General features: G+C 66.5%; 13 protein-coding genes. 9 read left to right on the top strand and 4 right to left on the bottom strand.

Annotated elements, in window-relative coordinates; translation table 11 throughout:
* Positions 1-15: 15 nt before the first annotated feature.
* The 7 genes from AC1ECW_RS01725 to AC1ECW_RS01695 all read left to right on the top strand — a co-directional run bounded on the left by AC1ECW_RS01725 (position 16) and on the right by AC1ECW_RS01695 (position 9,408).
* The gene (locus tag AC1ECW_RS01725) at positions 16-591 is read left to right on the top strand and encodes a restriction endonuclease subunit S (protein ID WP_481201040.1); all 576 of its coding nucleotides are present in this window, start codon (positions 16-18) and stop codon (positions 589-591) included.
* Positions 592-619: 28 nt separating this feature from the next.
* The gene (locus AC1ECW_RS01720; protein ID WP_481201039.1) at positions 620-2,200 is read left to right on the top strand and encodes a type I restriction-modification system subunit M; all 1,581 of its coding nucleotides are present in this window, start codon (positions 620-622) and stop codon (positions 2,198-2,200) included.
* Positions 2,197-3,309 carry a virulence RhuM family protein gene (locus AC1ECW_RS01715; RefSeq protein WP_481201038.1) on the top strand — a complete coding sequence of 371 codons (1,113 nt, stop codon included), beginning with the start codon at positions 2,197-2,199 and terminating at the stop codon, positions 3,307-3,309. Before AC1ECW_RS01720 ends, AC1ECW_RS01715 begins: the two co-directional genes overlap by 4 nt.
* Before the next feature lie 149 nt (positions 3,310-3,458).
* Positions 3,459-4,517, top strand: coding sequence for a restriction endonuclease subunit S (locus tag AC1ECW_RS01710; RefSeq protein ID WP_481201037.1), 1,059 nt, complete (start codon positions 3,459-3,461; stop codon positions 4,515-4,517).
* Positions 4,514-5,353 carry a DUF3800 domain-containing protein gene (locus AC1ECW_RS01705; protein WP_481201036.1) on the top strand — a complete coding sequence of 280 codons (840 nt, stop codon included), beginning with the start codon at positions 4,514-4,516 and terminating at the stop codon, positions 5,351-5,353. The genes AC1ECW_RS01710 and AC1ECW_RS01705 overlap by 4 nt, the downstream gene beginning before the upstream one ends.
* Before the next feature lie 120 nt (positions 5,354-5,473).
* Positions 5,474-8,683 carry a type I restriction endonuclease subunit R gene (locus tag AC1ECW_RS01700; protein ID WP_481201035.1) on the top strand — a complete coding sequence of 1,070 codons (3,210 nt, stop codon included), beginning with the start codon at positions 5,474-5,476 and terminating at the stop codon, positions 8,681-8,683.
* Positions 8,680-9,408 (top strand): M48 family metallopeptidase, encoded by a 729-nt coding sequence (locus AC1ECW_RS01695; RefSeq protein WP_481201034.1) that lies wholly within the window; start codon positions 8,680-8,682, stop codon positions 9,406-9,408. Before AC1ECW_RS01700 ends, AC1ECW_RS01695 begins: the two co-directional genes overlap by 4 nt.
* 132 nt (positions 9,409-9,540) lie before the next feature.
* Here AC1ECW_RS01695 and alr read toward each other — a convergent pair whose 3' ends face one another.
* On the bottom strand, positions 9,541-10,671 hold the full coding sequence (gene alr, locus AC1ECW_RS01690; RefSeq protein ID WP_481201033.1) for an alanine racemase: 1,131 nt from the start codon (positions 10,669-10,671) through the stop codon (positions 9,541-9,543).
* Positions 10,672-10,907: 236 nt separating this feature from the next.
* On the opposite strand from alr, the gene lplT reads away from it, so the two are divergent.
* Complete coding sequence (lplT, locus tag AC1ECW_RS01685) at positions 10,908-12,188, top strand: lysophospholipid transporter LplT (RefSeq protein WP_409710174.1); 1,281 nt, start codon at positions 10,908-10,910, stop codon at positions 12,186-12,188.
* On the opposite strand, the gene AC1ECW_RS01680 is transcribed toward lplT, so the two are convergent.
* On the bottom strand, positions 12,189-15,062 hold the full coding sequence (locus AC1ECW_RS01680) for an ATP-binding protein (RefSeq protein WP_481201032.1): 2,874 nt from the start codon (positions 15,060-15,062) through the stop codon (positions 12,189-12,191). It lies immediately after the preceding gene.
* 122 nt (positions 15,063-15,184) lie between these two features.
* Here AC1ECW_RS01680 and AC1ECW_RS01675 point away from each other — a divergent pair, with 122 nt between their 5' ends.
* Positions 15,185-16,147 (top strand): DMT family transporter, encoded by a 963-nt coding sequence (locus AC1ECW_RS01675; protein WP_481201031.1) that lies wholly within the window; start codon positions 15,185-15,187, stop codon positions 16,145-16,147.
* Here the strand turns inward: AC1ECW_RS01675 and AC1ECW_RS01670 are convergent.
* Together AC1ECW_RS01670 and AC1ECW_RS01665 are read right to left on the bottom strand one after the other, a co-directional pair.
* Positions 16,090-18,906: a hybrid sensor histidine kinase/response regulator gene (locus AC1ECW_RS01670; protein WP_481201030.1), complete on the bottom strand. Its 2,817-nt coding sequence runs from the start codon at positions 18,904-18,906 to the stop codon at positions 16,090-16,092. The genes AC1ECW_RS01675 and AC1ECW_RS01670 overlap by 58 nt on opposite strands.
* Positions 18,907-18,913: 7 nt before the next feature.
* The gene (locus tag AC1ECW_RS01665) at positions 18,914-20,278 is read right to left on the bottom strand and encodes a methyl-accepting chemotaxis protein (RefSeq protein WP_481201029.1); all 1,365 of its coding nucleotides are present in this window, start codon (positions 20,276-20,278) and stop codon (positions 18,914-18,916) included.
* Positions 20,279-20,293: the final 15 nt, after the last annotated feature.

Here is a 20,293-nt window from a genome sequence, read left to right as displayed (position 1 = left end):
TCTGATTACAGCACGATGAATGCCTTCCTGCTCGACGTCGCAGAGGTCCGCATGGGCTACTCGTTTCGCAGCCGCCTGGAAACGATTGCGGAAGGCGATGTCGCTGTCATCCAGATGAAGGACATCGACGACGCAAACCTGCTCCACCCGGATGGCTTGGCGCGCGTCCAGATGCCCGACCTGAAAGACCGGCACCTGGTTCAGGCGGGGGACCTGCTGTTTCGGTCACGGGGCGTGACCTACTCGGCTGCGCTCGTGGGCCCCGGCATTGGCCGTGCCGTGCTGGCTGCACCGATGCTGCTGATCCGGCCAAAGGCCGATATCGTCGAGCCCGCCTACCTGCAGTGGTTCATCAACCACCCGGCGACTCAGGCCGTACTTGCTGAGCAGGCAGCCGGAACGGCTGTGAAGATGATCGGCAAAGCGGTGCTCGATGGTCTCGAAGTCCCCCTGCCGCCGCTTGATAGGCAGCGACTCATCGTCGAGATCGCACAGCTCGCGTCGCGCGAGGCTGCCTTGTTGGAGGAATTGAGGTGCCGCCGCAAGGCGCTGCTCGATGGCATCCTGCGACAGCAAGCCGCGCAGGCGTGAAGCCGGAAATCATGAACTGGAACACCCCATGACCCAAAAGCTCACCCAACAAGAAGTCAACGCCACCGCCTGGGCCGCATGCGACACGTTCCGGGGCGTGGTCGATCCCGCGCAGTACAAGGACTACATCCTGGTGATGCTGTTCCTGAAGTACATCAGCGACCTCTGGAACGACCATTACGCCGAATACAAGGCCCAGTACGGCGATGACGACGAACGCATCCGCCGCAAGCTCGAGCGCGAGCGCTTCGTCCTGCCGTATGTCGAGTTGAAAGAAGAAGATCCACAGACCGGGAAAGTCCGCGTCATCGACCGATTCCTGGGGGACTTCAACGCGCTGTACGAACGCCGCAACGAGCCTAACATCGGCGAGCTGATCAACATCGTGCTTGACCACATCGAAGATGCGAACAAGGCCAAGCTCGAGGGCGTCTTCCGCAACATCGACTTCAACAGCGAGGCCAACCTCGGCAAGGCCAAGGACCGCAACCGCCGCCTGAAGACCTTGCTGGAGGACTTCGCCAAGCTCGATCTGCGCCCCTCTCGGGTGGCCGAAGACGTCATCGGCAACACCTATATCTACCTCATCGAGCGCTTCGGGTCGGATGCCGGCAAGAAGGCGGGCGAGTTCTACACGCCCAAGATGGTCTCGCGCCTGTTGGCGGCCTTGGCCAACCCCAAGCTCGGCGACCGTATTTGTGACCCCTCCTGCGGCTCCGGCAGCTTGCTGATCGAAGCGGCCCAATGGGTCGAGGCCCAAGGCAGCCACAACTACGCCCTCTTCGGCGAAGAGGTCAACGGTGCCACCTGGGCCCTGGCGCGCATGAACATGTTCATCCACAGCAAGGACGCCGCCCGCATCGAGTGGTGCGACACGCTCAACAGCCCGGCGCTGATCGAAGGCGACCGGCTGATGAAGTTCAACGTGGTCGTGGCCAACCCGCCGTTCTCGCTGGACAAGTGGGGTGCGGACCACGCGGATAACGACCGCTTCAACCGCTTCTGGCGCGGCGTGCCGCCCAAGTCCAAGGGTGACTGGGCTTTCATCACCAACATGATCGAGCGTGCCTTGCCTCAGGAAGGCCGGGTCGCGGTCGTCGTGCCGCATGGAGTGCTCTTCCGTGGCGGTGCCGAAGGGCGCATCCGCCGCGCGATGATCGAAGAAAACCTGCTCGATGCCGTCGTCGGCCTGCCGGGCAACCTGTTCCCTACCACCTCGATTCCGGTGGCCATCCTGCTGTTCGACCGCGCGCGCGAGAAAGGCGGCCCGCGCGAACACGTGCGGGACGTGCTGTTCGTCGACGCCAGCCGCGAGTTCATCCCCGGCAAGAACCAGAACCAGCTCTCCGAGGCGCACTTCGACAAGATCGTCGCCACTGTGCGCAACCGGCAAAACGTGGACAAGTACGCCTATGTCGCCGGCTTCGACGAGATCGCCGGGAACGACTTCAACCTCAACATCCCCCGCTACGTGGATACCTTCGAGGAAGAGGCGGAAATCGACGTCGCCGCCGTGCAGCGTGAGATCGAGCGGCTCGAACGAGAGCTGGCGGACGTGCGCGCCCGCATGCGCGAGCACCTCAAGGCCCTGGGGGTGGAGGGCGTATGACCCGCAAACGCACCGCCCCGACACCACCCACCGACGGCACGCTGCACATCCGCGCCAGTGCCGCCGAGTTTCTCATCTTCACCCAGCAAGCGGGCGAGCAGAGCATCGAGGTGCGCTACCAGGACGACACCATCTGGCTCACCCAAAAGCTGATGGCCGCGCTCTTTGGCGTGGACGTGCGCACCATCAGCGAACACCTGCGCAACATCTTCGCCAGCGGCGAGCTGGACGAAGCCGCAGTTGTCCGGAATTTCCGGATCACTGCGGCCGACGGCAAGCAGTACCAGACCAAGCACTACCACCTGGACGCCATCATCTCCGTCGGCTACCGCGTCAACTCGGTGCGCGCCACCCAGTTCCGCCGCTGGGCCACCCAGGTGCTGCGCGACTTCGCCATCCGGGGCTACGTGCTGGACAAAAAACGGCTGGAAAACGGCACCTTCCTCGGCGTGGACTACTTCCAGCGCCTGCTCGAAGAAATCCGCGAAATCCGCCTCTCCGAGCGGCATTTCTACCAGAAGATCACCGACATCTACGCCACCGCCATCGACTACGACGCGGCTGCCCCCACCACCCGCGCGTTCTTTGCCAAGGTGCAAAACAAGCTGCACTACGCCATCCACGGCCAGACCGCTGCCGAGCTGATCCACGCCCGCGCCGATGCCAGCAAGCCCCACATGGGCCTGACCTCCTGGGAAAAAGCACCGCACGGCCGCATCCTCAAAAGCGACGTCACCATCGCCAAGAACTACCTGACCCAGGACGAACTGCAAGCGCTGGGGCGGCTCGTCAACAGCTACCTCGACCTCGCCGAAGACCGCGCCCGCCGCCACATCCCCATGACGATGGAAGACTGGGCCCAGCAGCTCGACCGCTTTCTGGAACTGACCGACCGCGGCATCCTGAGTGATGCTGGCCGCATCAGCGCCGAAGCAGCCCGCCTGCACGCGGAAAGCGAGTTCGAAAAATACCGGCGCATTCAGGAGGCGGAGTATGTTTCCGATTTCGACCGGGTGGTGCGGGGAAGTATGACGGCCGATGCGGAGGATGTGCGGGCGTTGGAGCGGATCGAGCGGGAGTTGGGACGCCCAGGGAGGAAGGGAAAATGATGAAACCAAGATTCGAGGTAGCCCCACTCGGAGCCCTTCTTGAACAGCGCCCACAAAACGGTTACTCCCCAGTATGCCCAGATACGCCCACAGGTAAGTGGGTCCTCAGTTTGGCCGCGTTAGACGGTTACGGTTTCAATCCAAGCGGTTTGAAACCTGCCCCCATTGACGACCCCCTGGTTGACAAGTTTCGGTTAGAACCTGGTGATTTTCTGATTAGCCGCTCAAATACCGCAGATAAGGTGGGGCGCGTCGGCGTATTCCGAGGCGAGATCGAACAGTGCTCTTACCCCGACTTGATGATGCGTTTTCGACCCAATCCAAACCAGGTCGATCCGGATTACTTGGAACTCTATCTGAAGAGCGAAGCTGTTGTCAGCTATATCCAGAAGCATGCTACCGGTACAAGCGGAAGCATGAAAAAGATCAATCAAGCGACGGTTGAGGGCATACCCGTTGTGCTTCCATCGGTGTGGGAACAGAAAAACATCGCAGCGATCGTTGGTGATTGGTATCGGGCCATCGAAACCACCGAGCGCCTGATTGCGGCTAAGGAGCGCCATTACACCCACGAACTCTCACGCCTCATCAGTCGCGGCCAGCATCCACGCACGCATGTCGGCGCCGTTGCCCGCGAAGTTCGCGAACGCAATGCTTGCCGCACAGTCACGCTAGCTGAGATTGCCACCGTCTGGAAGGGCCAGCAGCTCAACCGCGATGCCATGGTCGAGGATGGTCCTTACTACGCTCTCAACGGCGGCACAAAACCTTCGGGCCGGACAACGGATTGGAATTGTGAAGCGAACACAATCACGATCAGTGAAGGTGGTAACTCATGCGGTTTCGTTTCCTATAACAGCGAGCGCTTTTGGTGTGGTGGTCACTGCTACGCCCTCAAGGATGTAGCAAAGATCGTGGATGTCCACTACCTGTTTCATTGCCTCAAAGGCAATCAAGAACGCGTCATGGCGCTACGGGTTGGATCAGGATTGCCCAACATCCAGAGGTCAGACCTAGAGAATTTTCCAGTCATCTTGCCTGATCTTTCCACCCAAACCGCCATCGCCCGCTACCTCAACGCGCTGCGCGAGGAAATCGACCTGTTCGAAAGGTCGCTCGACGCCCTCAAGCGCCAAAAACGCGGCCTGATGCAAAAGCTGCTCACGGGCGAGTGGCGCGTGCCTGTTCCCGAGGAGGTGGCCGTATGAAGTTCGCCTATATCGATGAGTCGGGAGACGCCGGCGAAGGTGACGTGTTCGTCATGGCCGGGTTGCTGATCGATGCGTACCGCCTGCGCAAGTACACAAGCCAGTTCGATCAGGCCTTGGCCGCTTTTTTGGCAAAGCATCCAGGTTCCCCGAAGGAGCTCAAGACCAAAGCCTTCATCAATGGCAAAGGCGGCTGGAACGTCGTAGCCCCTGATGAGCGCAAACAGTTCCTCACGGGCATGTGTGACCTGGCCGTTGAGGTGTCGAGGATCTACGGCTTCGGTATGTCCTTCCAAGCCTTCAATGCAGCTTGTGCCAGTGGCGCATACGCGATACCTGGATCGAAGGACTACTGGACCCTGCTTGGCATGTTCATCAGTGGACTGATCCAGAAGAAGATGCAGACGCAGTCGAACAACAAGGGCCTGTCTGTCATCATCTTTGACGACAACAAGGTTCACATGCCCAAGCTGTCGGATGGCCTGTATTACGCGAATCCCTGGTTTGACGGGCTCTACCAACAGTGCAGGACCATCAAGGGCAAGGCGGTGTGGCAACAGCTCAAGCAATCAGAACGCTTCGACCAAATCATCAACACCGCATTCGCCATCAAGTCGGAACATTCCTCACTTGTTCAAGTTGCCGATGCAGTTTCGTATGTGTATCGCAGATGGCTAGAGCTCAAGGCGTCTCCGGAAGCCTATCCCGGGGAACAGGCGTTCTACGAGGGCCTGGTTCACAAGCTTGATTCCCGACGGGAACGGCTGGGGCGGACGCCGAAATCCGAGTGCGTCGACTTTTTCAACGCTATCAAGCACCCAGCTTGGGTGATTTGATGAGTAACTAACGATGCGCAAAACACGACTCCGAAGCTCTGGCGAGGCATTGCTCAAGGCCAATATCAATCTGGTTGCGAGCCGTCATGCGCTCCAAGGCGTACTGCGAGGAGCGGTCAAATGAGCGGTTTTCACTTCAACGAGAAGTACCTTTCGCAAATCCCCGCGCTGCAGTTGCTCATCAGCCTGGGCTACACCTACCTCACGCCCGAGCAGGCGCTGGCCGCACGCGGTGGCAAGCCGGGGCAGGTGCTGCTGGAGGGGGTGCTGCGCGAGCGACTGAAGAAGAACAACCGCATCCAGTACAAGGGGCAAAGCTACCTCTTCTCCGAGGAGAACATCCAGACGGCCATCCAGCGCCTGAAGAACGTCAAATACGATGGCCTGCTGAAGACCAACGAGGCCATCTACGACCTGTTGACGTTGGGCGTGTCGCTGGAGCAGTCCATCGAGGGCGACAGCAAGAGCTTCACCCTCCACTACATCGACTGGAAGAATCCGGCCAACAACGACTACCACGTGACTGCCGAGTTCCCGGTCGAGCGTACCCGAAGCCAAGAGACTTGCCGTCCGGACATCGTGCTGTTCGTCAACGGCATTCCGTTTGCCGTCATCGAGTGCAAATCGCCCAAGGTCGAGGTCGGCCAGGCGGTGTCGCAAATGATCCGCAATCAGCGTGAGGAGTACATCCCTAAGCTTTTTACCTACACGCAATTGCTGCTCGGCGTGAACAAGAACGGCGGCCAGTACGCCACAACCGGAACACCGGCCAAGTTCTGGGCCTTGTGGCGCGAGCAACTTGACGAAGAGAAGACAGTTGCGGCGGTGGTCAATGCCCCGCTGAAGCCCCAGGATAAGGAAGCCCTGTTCTCGGGCGACTTCGCCATCGCTCGCGCGTTCTTCGACGCGATGGAACGAGAGGGCGAGCGCCAGGTGACAGAACAGGACAGGACGCTTTACAGCCTGTGCCGCCCTGCGCGTCTACTGGACCTGGCGCTGCAGTTCACCGTGTTCGATGGCGGCGTTCGGAAAGTCGCTCGGTATCAACAGTTCTTCGCCATCCAGCGGGTGCTCGAGCGGGTGAAGCACCGGGACGACATGGGACGACGCCTGGGGGGCATCATCTGGCACACGCAAGGGTCGGGCAAGTCGCTGACGATGGTGATGCTGGCCCGCGCGCTGGCCCTGGACCCGGACATCCGCAACCCACGCATCGTGCTGGTGACGGACCGGGTGGACCTCGACAAACAACTCGGCAACACCTTCGCCGCCTGTGGTCTCGCGCCCGACCGGGCGGACAGCGGGCGCCACCTGCTGGAGCTGGTGTCCGAGAGCAAGGCGCACATCGTCACCACGCTGATTCACAAGTTTGACAAGGCGCTGTCGATCAAGAAGCACGTCGAGGAGTCGGCCGACATCTTCATCCTGGTCGATGAGAGCCACCGCACCAATTTCGGCGGCTTTGCCGCGCGCATGCGGCAGATGTTCCCGATGGCCTGCTACCTGGGCTTTACCGGCACGCCGCTGATGAAAAAGGAGAAAAACAACTTCGCCAAGTTCGGTGGCTTGATCGATACCTACGCCATCGATCAGGCCGTCAAGGATGGGGCGGTGGTGCCGCTGCTCTACGAAGCGCGGCATGTGGAGATGGAGCAGAACGAGAAGGCCATCGACACCTGGTTCGAGCGCCACACGCAAGGCCTGACGGACGCGCAGAAGGCCGACTTGAAGAAGAAGTACAGCCGTGCCGAGATGCTGAACAAGGCCGACCAGGTGATTTACATGCGCGCCTTCGACATCAGCGAGCACTTCCGGCAGAACTGGCAGGGCACGGGCTTCAAGGCGCAGCTCGTCGCCCCGAGCAAGGCGGCCGCGCTGACCTACAAGAAGTTCATCGACGAGATCGGGCACGTGACCAGCGAAGTCATCATTTCGCCACCGGATACCCGCGAGGGCAACGAGGAGGTAGACGACGAGCCATCCAATGAGGTCGTCGCCTTCTGGGAACGGATGATGAAGCGGTATGGCTCCGAGGAGGAGTACAACAAGCAGATCATCAACCTGTTCAAGCACGGCGACGATCCGGAGATTCTCATCGTCGTCGACAAGCTGCTGACCGGCTTCGACGCGCCACGCAACACGGTGCTGTACCTGACGCGCAAACTGCGCGAGCACACGCTGCTTCAGGCGATCGCGCGCGTGAACCGGTTGTATGACGACGACGAGGGCATGAAACCCAAGGAGTTCGGCTACATCATCGACTACGCCGGTATTTTGGGCGAGCTCGATCAGGCGCTGACCACCTATAGCGCCTTGGATGGCTTTGACGAGGACGACCTGGCGGGGGCCTTGGTCAGCATCCATGAAGAAGTGGCCAAGCTGCCTCAGCGCCACGCCGATCTCTGGGACCTCTTCAAAGAGGTCAAGAACCAGCACGACGAAGAAGCCTACGAGCGGCTGCTGGCGGATGAAAAGCTGCGCGACTCTTTCTATGAGCGACTGGCGGCTTATGGCAAGACCTTGTCGATCGCGATGTCGTCCGAGCAGTTCATCGCATCGACGCCAGAGAAGAAGCTGCAGTCCTACAAAAACGATCTCAAGCGGTTTTTGAGCCTGAAGGCGTCCGTCAAGCTGCGCTACGCCGAATCGGTGGACTACCGGGACTTCGAGCCGAAGATCAAGAAACTCTTGGATACGCACATCTCGGCGAACGAAGTGGTGCGCCTGAATGAACCCGTGAACATCTTCGATGAGAAGGCGTTCAAGCAGGTGGTCGAAGAACAAGGTGAGACCAGGACGACGGCCGCCAAGGCGGACATGATCGCGCACGCAACCAAGAAGGCCATCAGCGAGCGCTTGGAGCAAGACCCTGCGTTCTACGAGAAGTTCTCGAAGCTCATCCAGCAGGCCATCGACGACTTTCGGGCCCAACGCATCTCCGATCTGGAATACCTGAACAAGGTCAGTGAGATCAAGGATGCGGTGGTCAACCGGCGCAGTGAGGATGCCCCGGCGCGCTTGGCCGGTCATGACCATGCCCTTGCTTTGTATGGCGTTCTCAAGCCCTACGTGGCAGGCCACGTGAAAGCGGAAGAGACGGCAGCAACGCTGGCTGCCGATGCGGCTGTTGACATCTGGGCCATCATTCAACGAAACAAGAAGGTGGGCTTTTGGGACGACCTGGACGCACAACGCCGAACGATGAACGAGATCGACGACTACCTGTACGACGAGGTCAAGGGCAAGAAGGGGGTCATGCTCACCACCGGCGAGATGGACGACATCATCGGCCGGACGATGCAGTTGGCCAGGCACCGGATGGTGTTATGAGCGGTAGGTGGGGCTCGGTTTGCTACGGCGACGAGATCATCCGTTATCAGGTCGTCGAGCGCCCGTTGAGACGAACACTGGGCATCGAAGTACACCCGGACGGGCGCGTTCTCGTGCTGACGCCCAGCGGATGCAATGACGCCACCATCGAAGAGAAACTTCGCCTGCGCGCCGGCTGGGTCAGCCGCCAGCTGGAAACGTTCTCGCGTTATGAAACCCACACTGCACCCCGGCAGTATCTGAGCGGTGAATCACATCGCTACCTGGGGCGACAGTACCGACTGCGCGTCAAGGCCCACGACCCGGACGCCCAACAAGATCACGTGAAACTGACCCGGGGCGAGATGTGGGTCATCGGCCCTGGGAACCTGCCACCATCGAAGGTGAAGGCGTTGCTGCGACGTTGGTATCTCGGGCGCGCCCGCGAGGTGTTCGATGCGGTGCTGAGGGATGTCTTCGATACGTTCCAGCGTCTTGGGCACGAGAGGCCGCGCATCGTCGTGCGTGAGATGCGCCGCCGATGGGGAAGCTTGTCCCCCGGCGGGCAAATGACCTTGAACTCACGGCTGGTGCAAGCACCGCGACCGTGCGTCGAATACGTGATCGTGCACGAGTTGTGCCACCTGATTCACAAGAATCACGGCTCGGAGTTTTTCGCTTGGCTTGGACAGGTCATGCCGGATTGGCAGCCCCGCAAGCAACGGCTCGAACAGGCCCTGCTCTGACGACCGGACCAGCGACGCTGGGGGCGAGGTCGGCCAGGGTGCCGCGCCGGGCCCGTGGTCGGCACGCCAAGCACCGGCAGGGCTCGCCACGCAGCGGATGAGGGAGCGACGTGCCAGCCCCTGTTGTCTGGACTATGACGTCTGCGGCCACAAATCGCGTACCGTCACCGGCACACGCGGAGCCAGCGCACACATCAGTTCATAGGCCACGGTGTTGGCGGCCATCGCCACTTCGTCGATGGGCAGCACGCTGCCGTGGGGGCCCTGGCCCCAGAGCGTGACTTCGGCGCCCAGATCGGCGTGCCGGCCGGCCTGTTCCACCGGGGTGAGGTCGACGGTGAGCATGTCCATGGACACGCGGCCGACCACCCGGGTGGGCACGCCGTCCACCAGCACCGGGGTGCCGGTGCCGCAGTGGCGCGGGTAGCCGTCGGCGTAGCCGCAGGCCACCACGCCGATGCGCATCGGATGGGGGGCGGTGAAGGTGCTGCCGTAGCCGACGGTGTCGCCGGCCTCGAGCGACTGGGTGGCGATCAGGCGGGACCTCAGGGTCATGGTGGGCAGCAGGCCCCAGTGGCGGGCGGTGTGGGCGGGGAAATCGGGGGACGAGCCGTAGACCATGATGCCCGGGCGCACCCAGTCGGCGCGCACCTCGGGATGCGCGCCGGCATGGCGCAGGGTGGCAGCACTGTTGCACAGCGAGCGCTCGCCCGGCAGGTCGGCGGTGGCGGCCTGGAAGGCGGCCACCTGCTGGGCGATGCCGCGGTCGCTGTCGGCGTCGGCGAAATGGGTCATCAGCGAGATCTCGTCCACCTGAGTGAGGCCGCTCAGGCGCAGCCAGGCGGTGCGCAACGCGTCGCGCTGGAAGCCCAGCCGGTTCATGCCGGAATTGAACTTGAGGAAGACGCGGTGCGGCCAGGTGGTCTTGTGGGTGGCCAGCCAGTCGATCTGCTGCTCGGTGTGCACCACGTGCCACAGATTCAGGCGCGAGCAGGCTTCCAGGTCGCGGGCCTCGAAGCAGCCTTCCAGCAGCAGGATCGGGCCGCGCCAGCCCAGGGCCCGCACGCGCTCGGCCTCGGCGATGTCGAGCAGGGCAAAGCCGTCGGCACCCTGCAGGCCGGCGTAGGCGCGCTCGATGCCGTGGCCGTAGGCGTTGGCCTTGACGATGGCCCAGACCTTGGCGTCGGGCGCGGCGGCGCGGGCGCGCTGCAGGTTGCGTGCAAGGGCGTCGGGGTGGATCAGGGCTTCGATGGGACGGGGCATGGCCGCAGGTTCCGGGGGGGGGGGGGGAGGACCGGTCGATTCTGCCAGCGGCCCCGCCGCATCGGATGCGATGCTGGAGCGTTGCGGACGAAGCTTTCACGGGTTTTCCGGTCACGGCAGGGCCGCCACCGCATGCTATAAACCCGGGCGCTTCCGGCCCCGAGGAAGTGCCCGTTGCCCCCGCAGTCTCAAGGATTTCACGCAGCCCGGAAGCCGGCGCCCAGCGAGCCCAGCGAATGAAAAAAGGCTTCTACACCATCATGTCGGCGCAGTTCTTCAGCTCGCTGGCCGACAACGCCTTGTTCGTCGCGGCGGTGGAACTGCTGCGCTTGTCGGGCACCGGTGAATGGCAGCGCGCGGCCCTGGTGCCGATGTTCGCGCTGTTCTACGTGGTGCTGGCGCCTTTCGTGGGGGCGTTTGCGGACTTTTTGCCCAAGGGCAAGGTGATGTTCGTCTCCAACAGCATCAAGGTGGCGGGCTGCCTGCTGATGCTGTTCGGCACCCATCCGCTGGTGGCCTATGCCATCGTGGGCTTGGGGGCGGCGGCCTATTCACCGGCCAAGTACGGCATCCTCACCGAGCTGCTGCCGCCCTCGCAGCTGGTCAAGGCCAATGGCTGGATCGAGGGGCTGACGATCGCCTCCATCATCCTGGGGGTGTTGCTGGGCGGCCAGCTCGTCGGGCCGGTGCTGGGGAACTGGCTGCTGTCCATCGACCTGCTGCCCGCAATCGACACCGGCATCGCCAACGCGCCGGATGCGGCCATTGCCGCGATCATCTGGCTCTATGTGGTGGCGGCGGTGTTCAATCTTTTCATCCCACGCACCAGCGCCACGCTGCAGCCCTTGCCGGCCTCGCCGCTGGAGATGCTGCGCGACTTCCGCACTTGCAACCGGCGGCTGTGGCGCGACCGGCTGGGGCAGATCTCGCTGTCCACGACCACGCTGTTCTGGGGCGTCTCGGGCAACCTGCGCTATATCGTGCTGGCCTGGGCGGCCGCGGCGCTGGGCTACACCACGACGCAGGCCTCCTCGCTGGTGGGGGTGGTGGCGGTGGGCACGGCGGTGGGGGCGGTGGTGGCCTCGGTCTACATGCGCCTGGACGGGGCCACGCGGGTCATCCCGCTGGGCATCGCGATGGGGGTGCTGGTGATCGGCATGAACTTCATCGACAACGTCTGGGTGGCCGCGCCCTTCCTGATCCTGCTGGGCGGGCTGGGCGGCTTTCTGGTGGTGCCGATGAACGCGCTGCTGCAGCACCGCGGCCACAACCTGATGGGCGCGGGCCGTTCGATCGCGGTGCAGAACTTCAATGAGCAGGCCTGCATCCTGGGCCTGGGGGCTTTCTACACCGTGATGACCAAGCTGGGCCTGTCGGCGTTTGGCGCGATCACGGCCTTCGGCCTGGTGGTGGCCGGCACGATGTGGGCGATCGGTCGCTGGCATGCCTACAACTTGCGCCACCACGCCGAAGAGGTGGCGCACCTGCTGGAGATCGCGCGCAGCGACCGGCATTGATCAGCCGTCGAGCACCTCGCGCAGCTTGCGGCCGAGCTCGTCGATGCGGAAAGGCTTGCTCAGCAGGTGCACGCCGGGGTCGAGCCGGCCGTGGTGCACGATGGCATTCTCGGTGTAGCCCGACATGTACAGCACTTTCAGGCCGGGGCGCAATTGGGCGGCGACCGCTGCCACCTCCTTGCCCGAGATGCCGCCGGCCAGCACCACATCGGTGAGCAGCAGGTCGAAGTGCGGGCCGTGGCGCAACTGCTCGATCGCTTCGCGGCCGCTGCTGCACACGGTGGCCCGATAACCGAGTTTTTCCAGGCTGGCCACGGTGACCAGGCGCACGAGGTCGTCGTCCTCCACCAGCAGCACATGCTCGTGGCCCGGGGCCAGCGGGGCGCGTTCCACGCGCCGGTAGTCGGCCTCGGTGGCGGCATCGGCGCGCGGCAGGTAGAGCTTGACCGTGGTGCCGTGGCCGGGCTCGCTGTAGATCTTCACATGGCCGCCGGACTGGCGCGCGAATCCGTAGACCATCGACAGCCCCAGGCCCGAGCCCTGGCCGGCCGGCTTGGTGGTGAAGAAGGGATCGAAGGCGCGTGCCACCACCTCCGGCGGCATGCCCGGCCCGGTGTCGGAGACGGCCACGAGCACGTACTGGCCGGGCTGGATGCCGTGGATCTCGGCATAGTCGCGCGCGACGGACATGTTGGCCGTCTCGATGGTGAGCCGGCCGCCGTCGGGCATGGCATCGCGGGCGTTGATCGCGAGATTGAGGATGGCGTTTTGCAGTTCGTTGGGGTCGACCAGGGCCTTCCACAGCCCGCTGCCGCGGACGAATTCGATGTCGATGTGCTCGCCCAGGGTGCGCCGCAGCAGCGGCTCGAAGTCGGCCAGCAGTTCGTTGATCTGGGTCTGGCGCGGATCGAGCGGCTGCTTGCGGGCGAAGGCCAGCAGCCGGTGGGTGAGGGCGGCGGCGCGCTCGCCGGCCTGGCGGATCATCGCGACGTGGGGGCGTGCGCCGTCGGGGCCGGCGGCGAGCTGCTCGTCCAGGGCATCGACGGCGCCGAGGATGGCCGTGAGCAGGTTATTGAAGTCGTGGGCCACACCGCCGGTGAGCTGGCCCAGGGCATCCATCTTCTGCGCCTGGCGCAGCCGTGCTTCGGTCTCGACGCGCTCGGTGATGTCCTGGAAGTAGACGGTCAGGCCGTCGTCATGGGGGAAGGCGCGCACCGAGAACCAGGTCTGCAGCGGGGGGTAGAAGAACTCGAAGCTGACCGACACCTTGTGCGCGCAGGCGCGCTGGTACTCGGTGTAGAGCACGGTGTCGCGCGCTTCGGGAAAGGCCTCCCAGACGTTGCGGCCGAGCAGCTCGTCGCGGCGGCGCTGCAGCAGCCGCTGCGCCTCGTCGTTCAGGTAGGTGAAGCGCCAGTCGGGGTCGAGCGCATAGACGGCATCGGAGATCGAGGACAGGATGGTCTCGATGCGCGCCTGCGCCGCCTGCGTCTGCGCCAGCGCGGCCTCGCGTTCCTGGCCCGACAGCAGGTTCTCCAGCGCCGCGCCGGCCACGCTGGCCAGTTGCATCAGCTCGTTGCGGTCGTCCGCGGTGAAGGCGCCTTCGGGCTTGTCGGCCAGCTCGATCAGGCCGAGGCGATGACCGTCCTGCCCCACCAGGGGCACGGCCAGCTGCGCCTGGCCGCCTTGGCCCGGCCGCCCGGGTGTCCCGGGCTGCGCGGCGTTGTCTGCCGGCGGGCTGCCGGCCTGCGGGGCGGGGGTGGCCCCGGGGCTCACCAGGTGAACACGGCCCGTCTGTGCACCGATCAACCGGCACGCGGCCTCACGGGTTTGCTCGAGCAGCGCCTCGACCGTGGGGGCATGCACCAGCCGGGCGAAGGTCTCGGCGAGATCGCGCAGCCGCTGCGAACGCTGGCGCTGCCATTGCTCGCGCCGCACGACATGGTTCAGCGCCAGCGCCGAGGCCCCGAAGAACACGGACATCGCCAGGGCGCCGATGGCCACCTGGAAGACCAGCCGCTCGCGCCAGGGGGCCAGCACCTCGTCGCGGCCCAGGCCCACGTAGACGGTGGCTGCGGTGTCGCCGACCCGGCGGAAGGCGGACAGACGTTCCACGCCGTCGGTGACGTAAGCCCCGGACAAGCGCCCCCGGGGCTGGCGGGCCAACTGGTCGCGGTAGACGGCCTGGCCGCTGAAGTCCTGGCCCAGGAAACGCTCGACCCAGGGGCTGCGCGCGATGAGCACGCCTTCGGCGCTGAACAGCCCCACGGCGCCTTGTTCCCCCAGCCGCAGCTTGTCGTAGAAGCGGCGCAGATGGTCCAGCGAGACGACGGCAGCCACGATGCCGGCGAACTGTCCATCGGGTGTCTCGATGCGCCGCGAGGCATTGACGATCCACTGACCTTGGGCATAGCCGACGCGGCCCAGGCGCGGCTTGCCCAGGTAGAGCCCGACGTCCCGCCGCTGGCGGTGAACGCGGAACTCGTCGGTGTCCGACAGGTCCGCGGGCTCGGGCTGCGGGGTGCGGGAGCTGGCCACCAGGCGGCCCTGGGTATCGAGCATGAAATAGGCGTAGGTGCCGGCCGAGCCGGCCTGGCGGCCGGCCAGCACCTCGTGCAGCCGGGCGTGGTCCTTCGGCGGCGAGCCCAGGGCCGCGATGGCGGAGGTCAGGCCGAGGTCGAGCGCCGCCAGGGTCTGGCGCGTGTGCTCGGCCAGTGCATCGGCCAGATTCTCGGCGTCCCGGTAGGCCATCTCGATCACCCGGGCCCGGTCGGTGCGGGCCTGCAGCGTGATCAGCGCGGCCAGCAGGGCCAGCACGACCAGGTTGGCCAGCACGAGGGCGCGCCTCAGGGTCACCGTGGATTCGCTGAAGGCCATCGGACAACACTCCCCCGGCAGGGCAGCCCCGACAGGCTGCCTTGGGCGCCGCCCGCGCGGCGGGACGGCATGTCACTTGTTGATGTGTCGCGATGATAGACGGGCTCGGGGACAATCGTCCGATGACTCTGCCACGTTCTTCCCCCGGTCCCGTGCTGGCCTTGCTGTTCAACGCCGCCGTGTGGGGCCTGTCCTGGTGGCCGATGCGCCACTTGCAGGGCCTGGGCTTGCATCCGCTGTGGACCAATGTCGGGCTGTTCCTGATCGGCTGCGCCGTGCTGCTGGCCTGGCGGCCCCGGGCCCTGGGCCAGGTGCTGGGCACGCCGGTGCTGTGGGCCATGGCTCTGGCTTCGGGGGTGGTCAACGCGGCCTTCAACTGGGGCGTGAGCATCGGCGAGGTGGTGCGCGTGGTGCTGCTGTTCTACCTGATGCCGGTGTGGACGGCGCTGCTGGCACGGCTGTGGCTGGGTGAGCACCTGGGGCCGGGCGGGGTGCTGCGGGTGGGGCTGGCGCTGGGTGGGGCGGCCCTGGTGCTGCAACCCGAGGGCCTGGCCTGGCCGCTGCCGCGCAGCCTGGCCGATGCATTGGGGCTGCTGGGCGGCTTCGCCTTCGCCTGCAACAGCGTGCTGGTGCGGCGCCATGCGGCGGTCACGCGCGACGAAGGCCGCGCCCTGGCGATGCTGATGGGCTGCGTGGGGGTGTCGCTGGCGCTGGCGCTCGCTTTGGGGCCGGCCACCGGCGCGGGCCTGGTGCCCTGGCCCCCGCCTGCCCAGGCGGCCTGGGTGGCCGTGCTCGGGCTCACGGCCCTGGCCTTCCTGGCCGGCAACCTGGCCTACCAGCACGGCGCCTCGCGGCTGCCGGCCAACGTCACGGCGGTGGTGATGCTCACCGAGGTGGTGTTCGCTGCGCTGTCGTCGGTGGCGATCGCCGGGGAGACGCTGTCGGGGCGCACCCTGCTGGGCGGGGGGCTGATCGTCGCGGCGGCGCTGCTGGCGACGATCGGGCCGTCGCGCAGCGGCCGTGGCGTTCAGCCTTCGGCGAAGGCCAGCCGGCGCACCTCGGCGAGCAGCTCGGCCTCCTCGTAGGGCTTGGTGAGGAAGACATCCACACCGGCCTGCTCGGCGCTGCGCAGGTGCTTGTGGGTGGCGCGGGAGGTGAGCATGACCACCGGCAGCGCCTTCCACAGGCGCGATTCGCGCAGGCGCCGGGTGAGCTCCAGGCCGTTGAGGTTGGGCATCTCCAGGTCGGTGAGCACGACGTCGGCCTTGCGGCGGATCAGCGCATCCAGCGCATCGAAGCCGTCGCGCGCGGTGGTGACGTCGTAGCCGGCATCGCCCAGCAGCTGGGCGAGCGTCTGGCGCACCGAGAGGGCATCGTCGACCACCAGCACATGCTTGCGCTCGACCTGCATGCGCCGGCGCAGCCGCTCGGCGGCCTGGCGGCGCACCGGTGAGGCGTAGGCCTGCTCCAGGGCCTCGAGGTCGAGCAGGAACACGAGCCGGCCGTCGGCCCGGAAGGCGCCGCCGGCCACACCGCGCAGGCGGCGCAGGTAGCGCCCGATGTCCTGCAGGATGAGTTCGCGCGAGTCGACGATGCGGTCCACCTCGAGCGCGATCTCGCGGCCGCCCACGCGCGCCAGCACCACCGCGCGGGCCGCCGCGGCCGAGGCGGGGGCCGGCAGGCCCAGCCAGGCCCCGAGCCGCTGGTAGGGGTACAGACGCCCGGCATGGCGCAACTGCGCCCCCTGCGGGCCCAGGACGAGCTGGCCCTGCCCGGGGGCCAGCGCCAGCGTCAGGCCTTCGCTGGGCAGGGCATAGACCTGGCCCCCCACCTCGACCATCAGCGCATGCTGCAGCCCCGTGGTGGCCGGCACCGTGAGCACGAAGCGGCTGCCCAGGCCGGGGCGGCTGTCGATGTCGATGCGGCCTTTCATCGCGCGCAGGCGGTCGGCCACGACGTCCAGGCCCACGCCGCGACCGGAGATCTCGCTGACCTCGCTGCGTGTGGAAAAGCCCGGCAGCAGGATCAGCCGGGCCAGTTCGGCCTCGGTGATGGGGTCGTCACGCTGCAGCAGCTCCAGCTCCAGCGCGCGTGCATGGATGGCCGCCAGGTCCAGGCCGCGCCCGTCGTCGCTGCACTCGACGGTGACGGTGCGGCTGTCGCGGGCAAAGCGCAGCAGCACCGTGCCGCGCGGCGGCTTGCCGGCCGCCAAGCGCTCGGCGCTGGGCTCGATGCCGTGGTCCACCGCGTTGCGCAGCAGGTGCAGCAAGGGCTCGGTCAGGCGGTCCAGCACCTCGGTGTCCAGCGGCATCTGCTCGCCCTCGATGCGCAGCTCGACGTCTTTGCCCGTGGCCCGCGCGGTCTGTGCCACGTTGCGCTTCAGGCGCGCAACGATCTGGCGCACGGGCACCAGGCGTGCGCCGATCAGCTCGCGGTGCTGCTCGACGAGCTCCTGCCCCTGCTTGCGCAGGGCCTGCACGGCCACCTGCACCTGCTCGCGTGCGGCGCGGGTGTGTTCGGCCTCGTCGGCCAGGGTTTCGGCGGTGAAGCGCACGAGCGACTGCAGTTCGTTGTAGCGGTCCAGTTCCAGGCTGTCGAAGGCCCCGCCTTCGGCCTGCGTGGGCGGCGCCAGCGCATGGCCCTGGCGGTCGACGGCCAGCTCGAGGTCGCGCAGGCGGTCCTGCAGCGAGCGCTGGGCCCGTTCGAGCTGCGCCAGCCGGTCTTCGACCTGGCGCACCATCTCCTCGGCCCGGCCCTGATGCACCAGCGCCTGGCCGGCACGCCGCACCAGGCGGTCCAGCCGCTCCACGGCGATGCGCAGCGTGGCGCGCGCCGCCTCGTCGGGTCCGGGCGGTGGGGGGCTCACAGACGCCGTGTCGTCGCGCGGGGAGGGGGCGGCCTCCAGGGGGGCGGGCACCGTCTCCAGCGCCAGGGCTTCGACGCGGCCGTCGTGGATGGCCTGGACCCACCGTTCCAGCCGGTCCAGCCAGTCCCGGGCGTCGCGTGGGGCCTGCTCCTCGCCGCGCAGCGCATAGACCATCTGGTCCAGGCAGGCCACGGCCTGCTCGAGGTCGCGCGCCAGGGCGCTTGGCAGGCGGCCTTCGCGCTCGACGGCATGGTCCAGCACGTCCTCGATGCGGTGGGCCAGCCGCCCGACGCCGCGGATGCCGATGATGTGGCCGCTGCCCTTGAGCGTGTGGGCCACGCGACGGGCCTCGTGCAGGGTTGGGGCATCGGCATGGCCAGCCGCCAAGGCGCGCACGGCCTCGGCCAGCGTGGCCACCTGGGCCGGGGCGTCGTCGAGGAAGACCTCGTAGAGCGCGGCGTCCACGTCCTCGGGCACGTCGAGCGAGACCTCGTCGGTGGGCGCGCCGGCGGCCGCCGCGGCGAGGTCGGGCGTGTCGTCGGCCCCAGCCCCGGGGGCGGCGGGCGCTTGACGCAGCCGCTCGCGCAGGGCCTGCAACGACTCGGGCGGCGGGGCCAGCGGGCCGCTGCGCAGGAAGTCGGCCAGCGCCTGCGTGGCCGCCTCCGAGGCGGGGCGGTCGAGGTAGGCCTGCACCGGCGGTTGCCACTGCGCGAGCCAGCCCAGGGCCGTCTGGCGGTCGGGCGTTTCGAGGGTCGCCAGCGCGCTGACGCTGTCGCGCAGCAGGTCCAGCACGAGGGCCAGTCCGTCCAGGCCAACGACGCGGCAGGCCTGGCCCAGGCGGTCGAAGAGCGTGGCCGCCTCGGCAGCGGGGGCCGGGTCGTCGGGGCTGCTGAGCCAGTGCATCAGCGCCGCGTCGACTTCGGGGCTGGCCTGCGCAAACTCCTCGCGCAGCACCTCGAGCAGATCCTCGGTCTTCATGAGCGGCTCACTGCCCCTGCGGGGGCGGCAGGCGGAACTGCCCGACGGCTTCGGACAGGCGGCGGGCATAGTCCACCAGGGTGGCGGTGGATTCGGTTTGCTGCTCGATGGCCAGGATGGTCTGGGCCGAGCCGCGGTTGAGCTGATCGACCGACAGGCGCAGCTCGTGCGCCAGCGTGCTCTGGGCCTGCGAGAAGGCGGCGATCTGCTGCACCAGGCTCACGAGCTGGGCCGTGGTGTCGCGCGTCTCGGCCATTTGCACGCCGGCCTGGCGGGCCTGCTCGGACTGCCTCACCACCTCGGCGATCAGGCGGTTCATCGTCAACAGCGTGTCGCCGGTCTCGACCTGGATGCTTTGCACGAGCTGGGCGATCTGCGCGGTGGCCGCCCGCGCGGATTCGGACAGACGCTGCACCTCCTCGGCCACCACCACGAAGCTGCGTCCGGCCTCGCCGGCATTGCTGGCCTGCATCGAGGCATTGAGCGAGAGCACATGGGTGCGCTCGGCGATCGTGTTGATGAGGTTGACGACGGTGGAGATCTCCTGGCTGCGCTCGCCCAGGCGCTTGAAGCGCTTCTCGGTCTCGGCGATGGTGCCGCGCAGCGTCTCCATGCCGCGCACCGTGGCGTCCACCGCGCGCAGGGCCGCGTCGGTGGCGGCGCTGGCCAGCTCGGCAGCCTCGCTGGAGTTGGTGGACAACGCGGCCATCTGGGCGAGCTGGTAGGTGGCCTGGCCGAGATGGGCGGCCATGCCCTCCAGCGCGGCGCGCTCCTCCTGCGCGGTCTCGTCCACGCGCAGCGCCTGTTCGCCCACGAACTCGCAGGCGCTGCGCACCTGGTCGGCGATCTCCTGCACCTCGTGCAGGGTGCGGCTGGTCTCCTCGCCGAGCTGGTTGATCGAGGCCGACAGCGTGCCGATGATGTCCTCGGTCACCTCCGCGCGCGCGGTGAGGTCCTTGTTCGACATCTGGAACACCGTGTGCAGCAGGCCCACGACCGAGCGGTTGAGGCTTTCGTTCTCGTGAGCGATGCGTTCCAGGCGTTGGCCGCGCTCGTCGAGCACGCGGTCGAGTGCGGCGCCCAGCGCCCCCCATTCGTCGCGGCGGTCCAGGTGTGCGCGGGCCTGGGTGTCGCCGCGGGCGGCACGCTCCAGGGTGTCGCGCAATTGCTGCAGCGGGGCCTGCCAGCGCCGGCCCAGGTGCGCCAGCACCAGCGCGCCCAGCACCATGGCCAGCCCGATGGCGGCCACGGCGGGCCACGGCACGGCCTGCCCTGCCGCGGCCGGCGCCCAGCGCAGGGCCGCCCAGGCCGCGACCCCGCCGAGCACGGCAGCCCCGGCCCCGCCCAGCAACAGCTTCAGGCTCAGGTTCATGCAGGGTTCCTGGAG

The sequence above is a fragment of the Caldimonas hydrothermalis genome, from assembly GCF_056746695.1.
The sequence above is the reverse complement of the archived record's forward strand: the minus strand, read 5'-3'. Positions and strand labels throughout refer to the sequence as shown.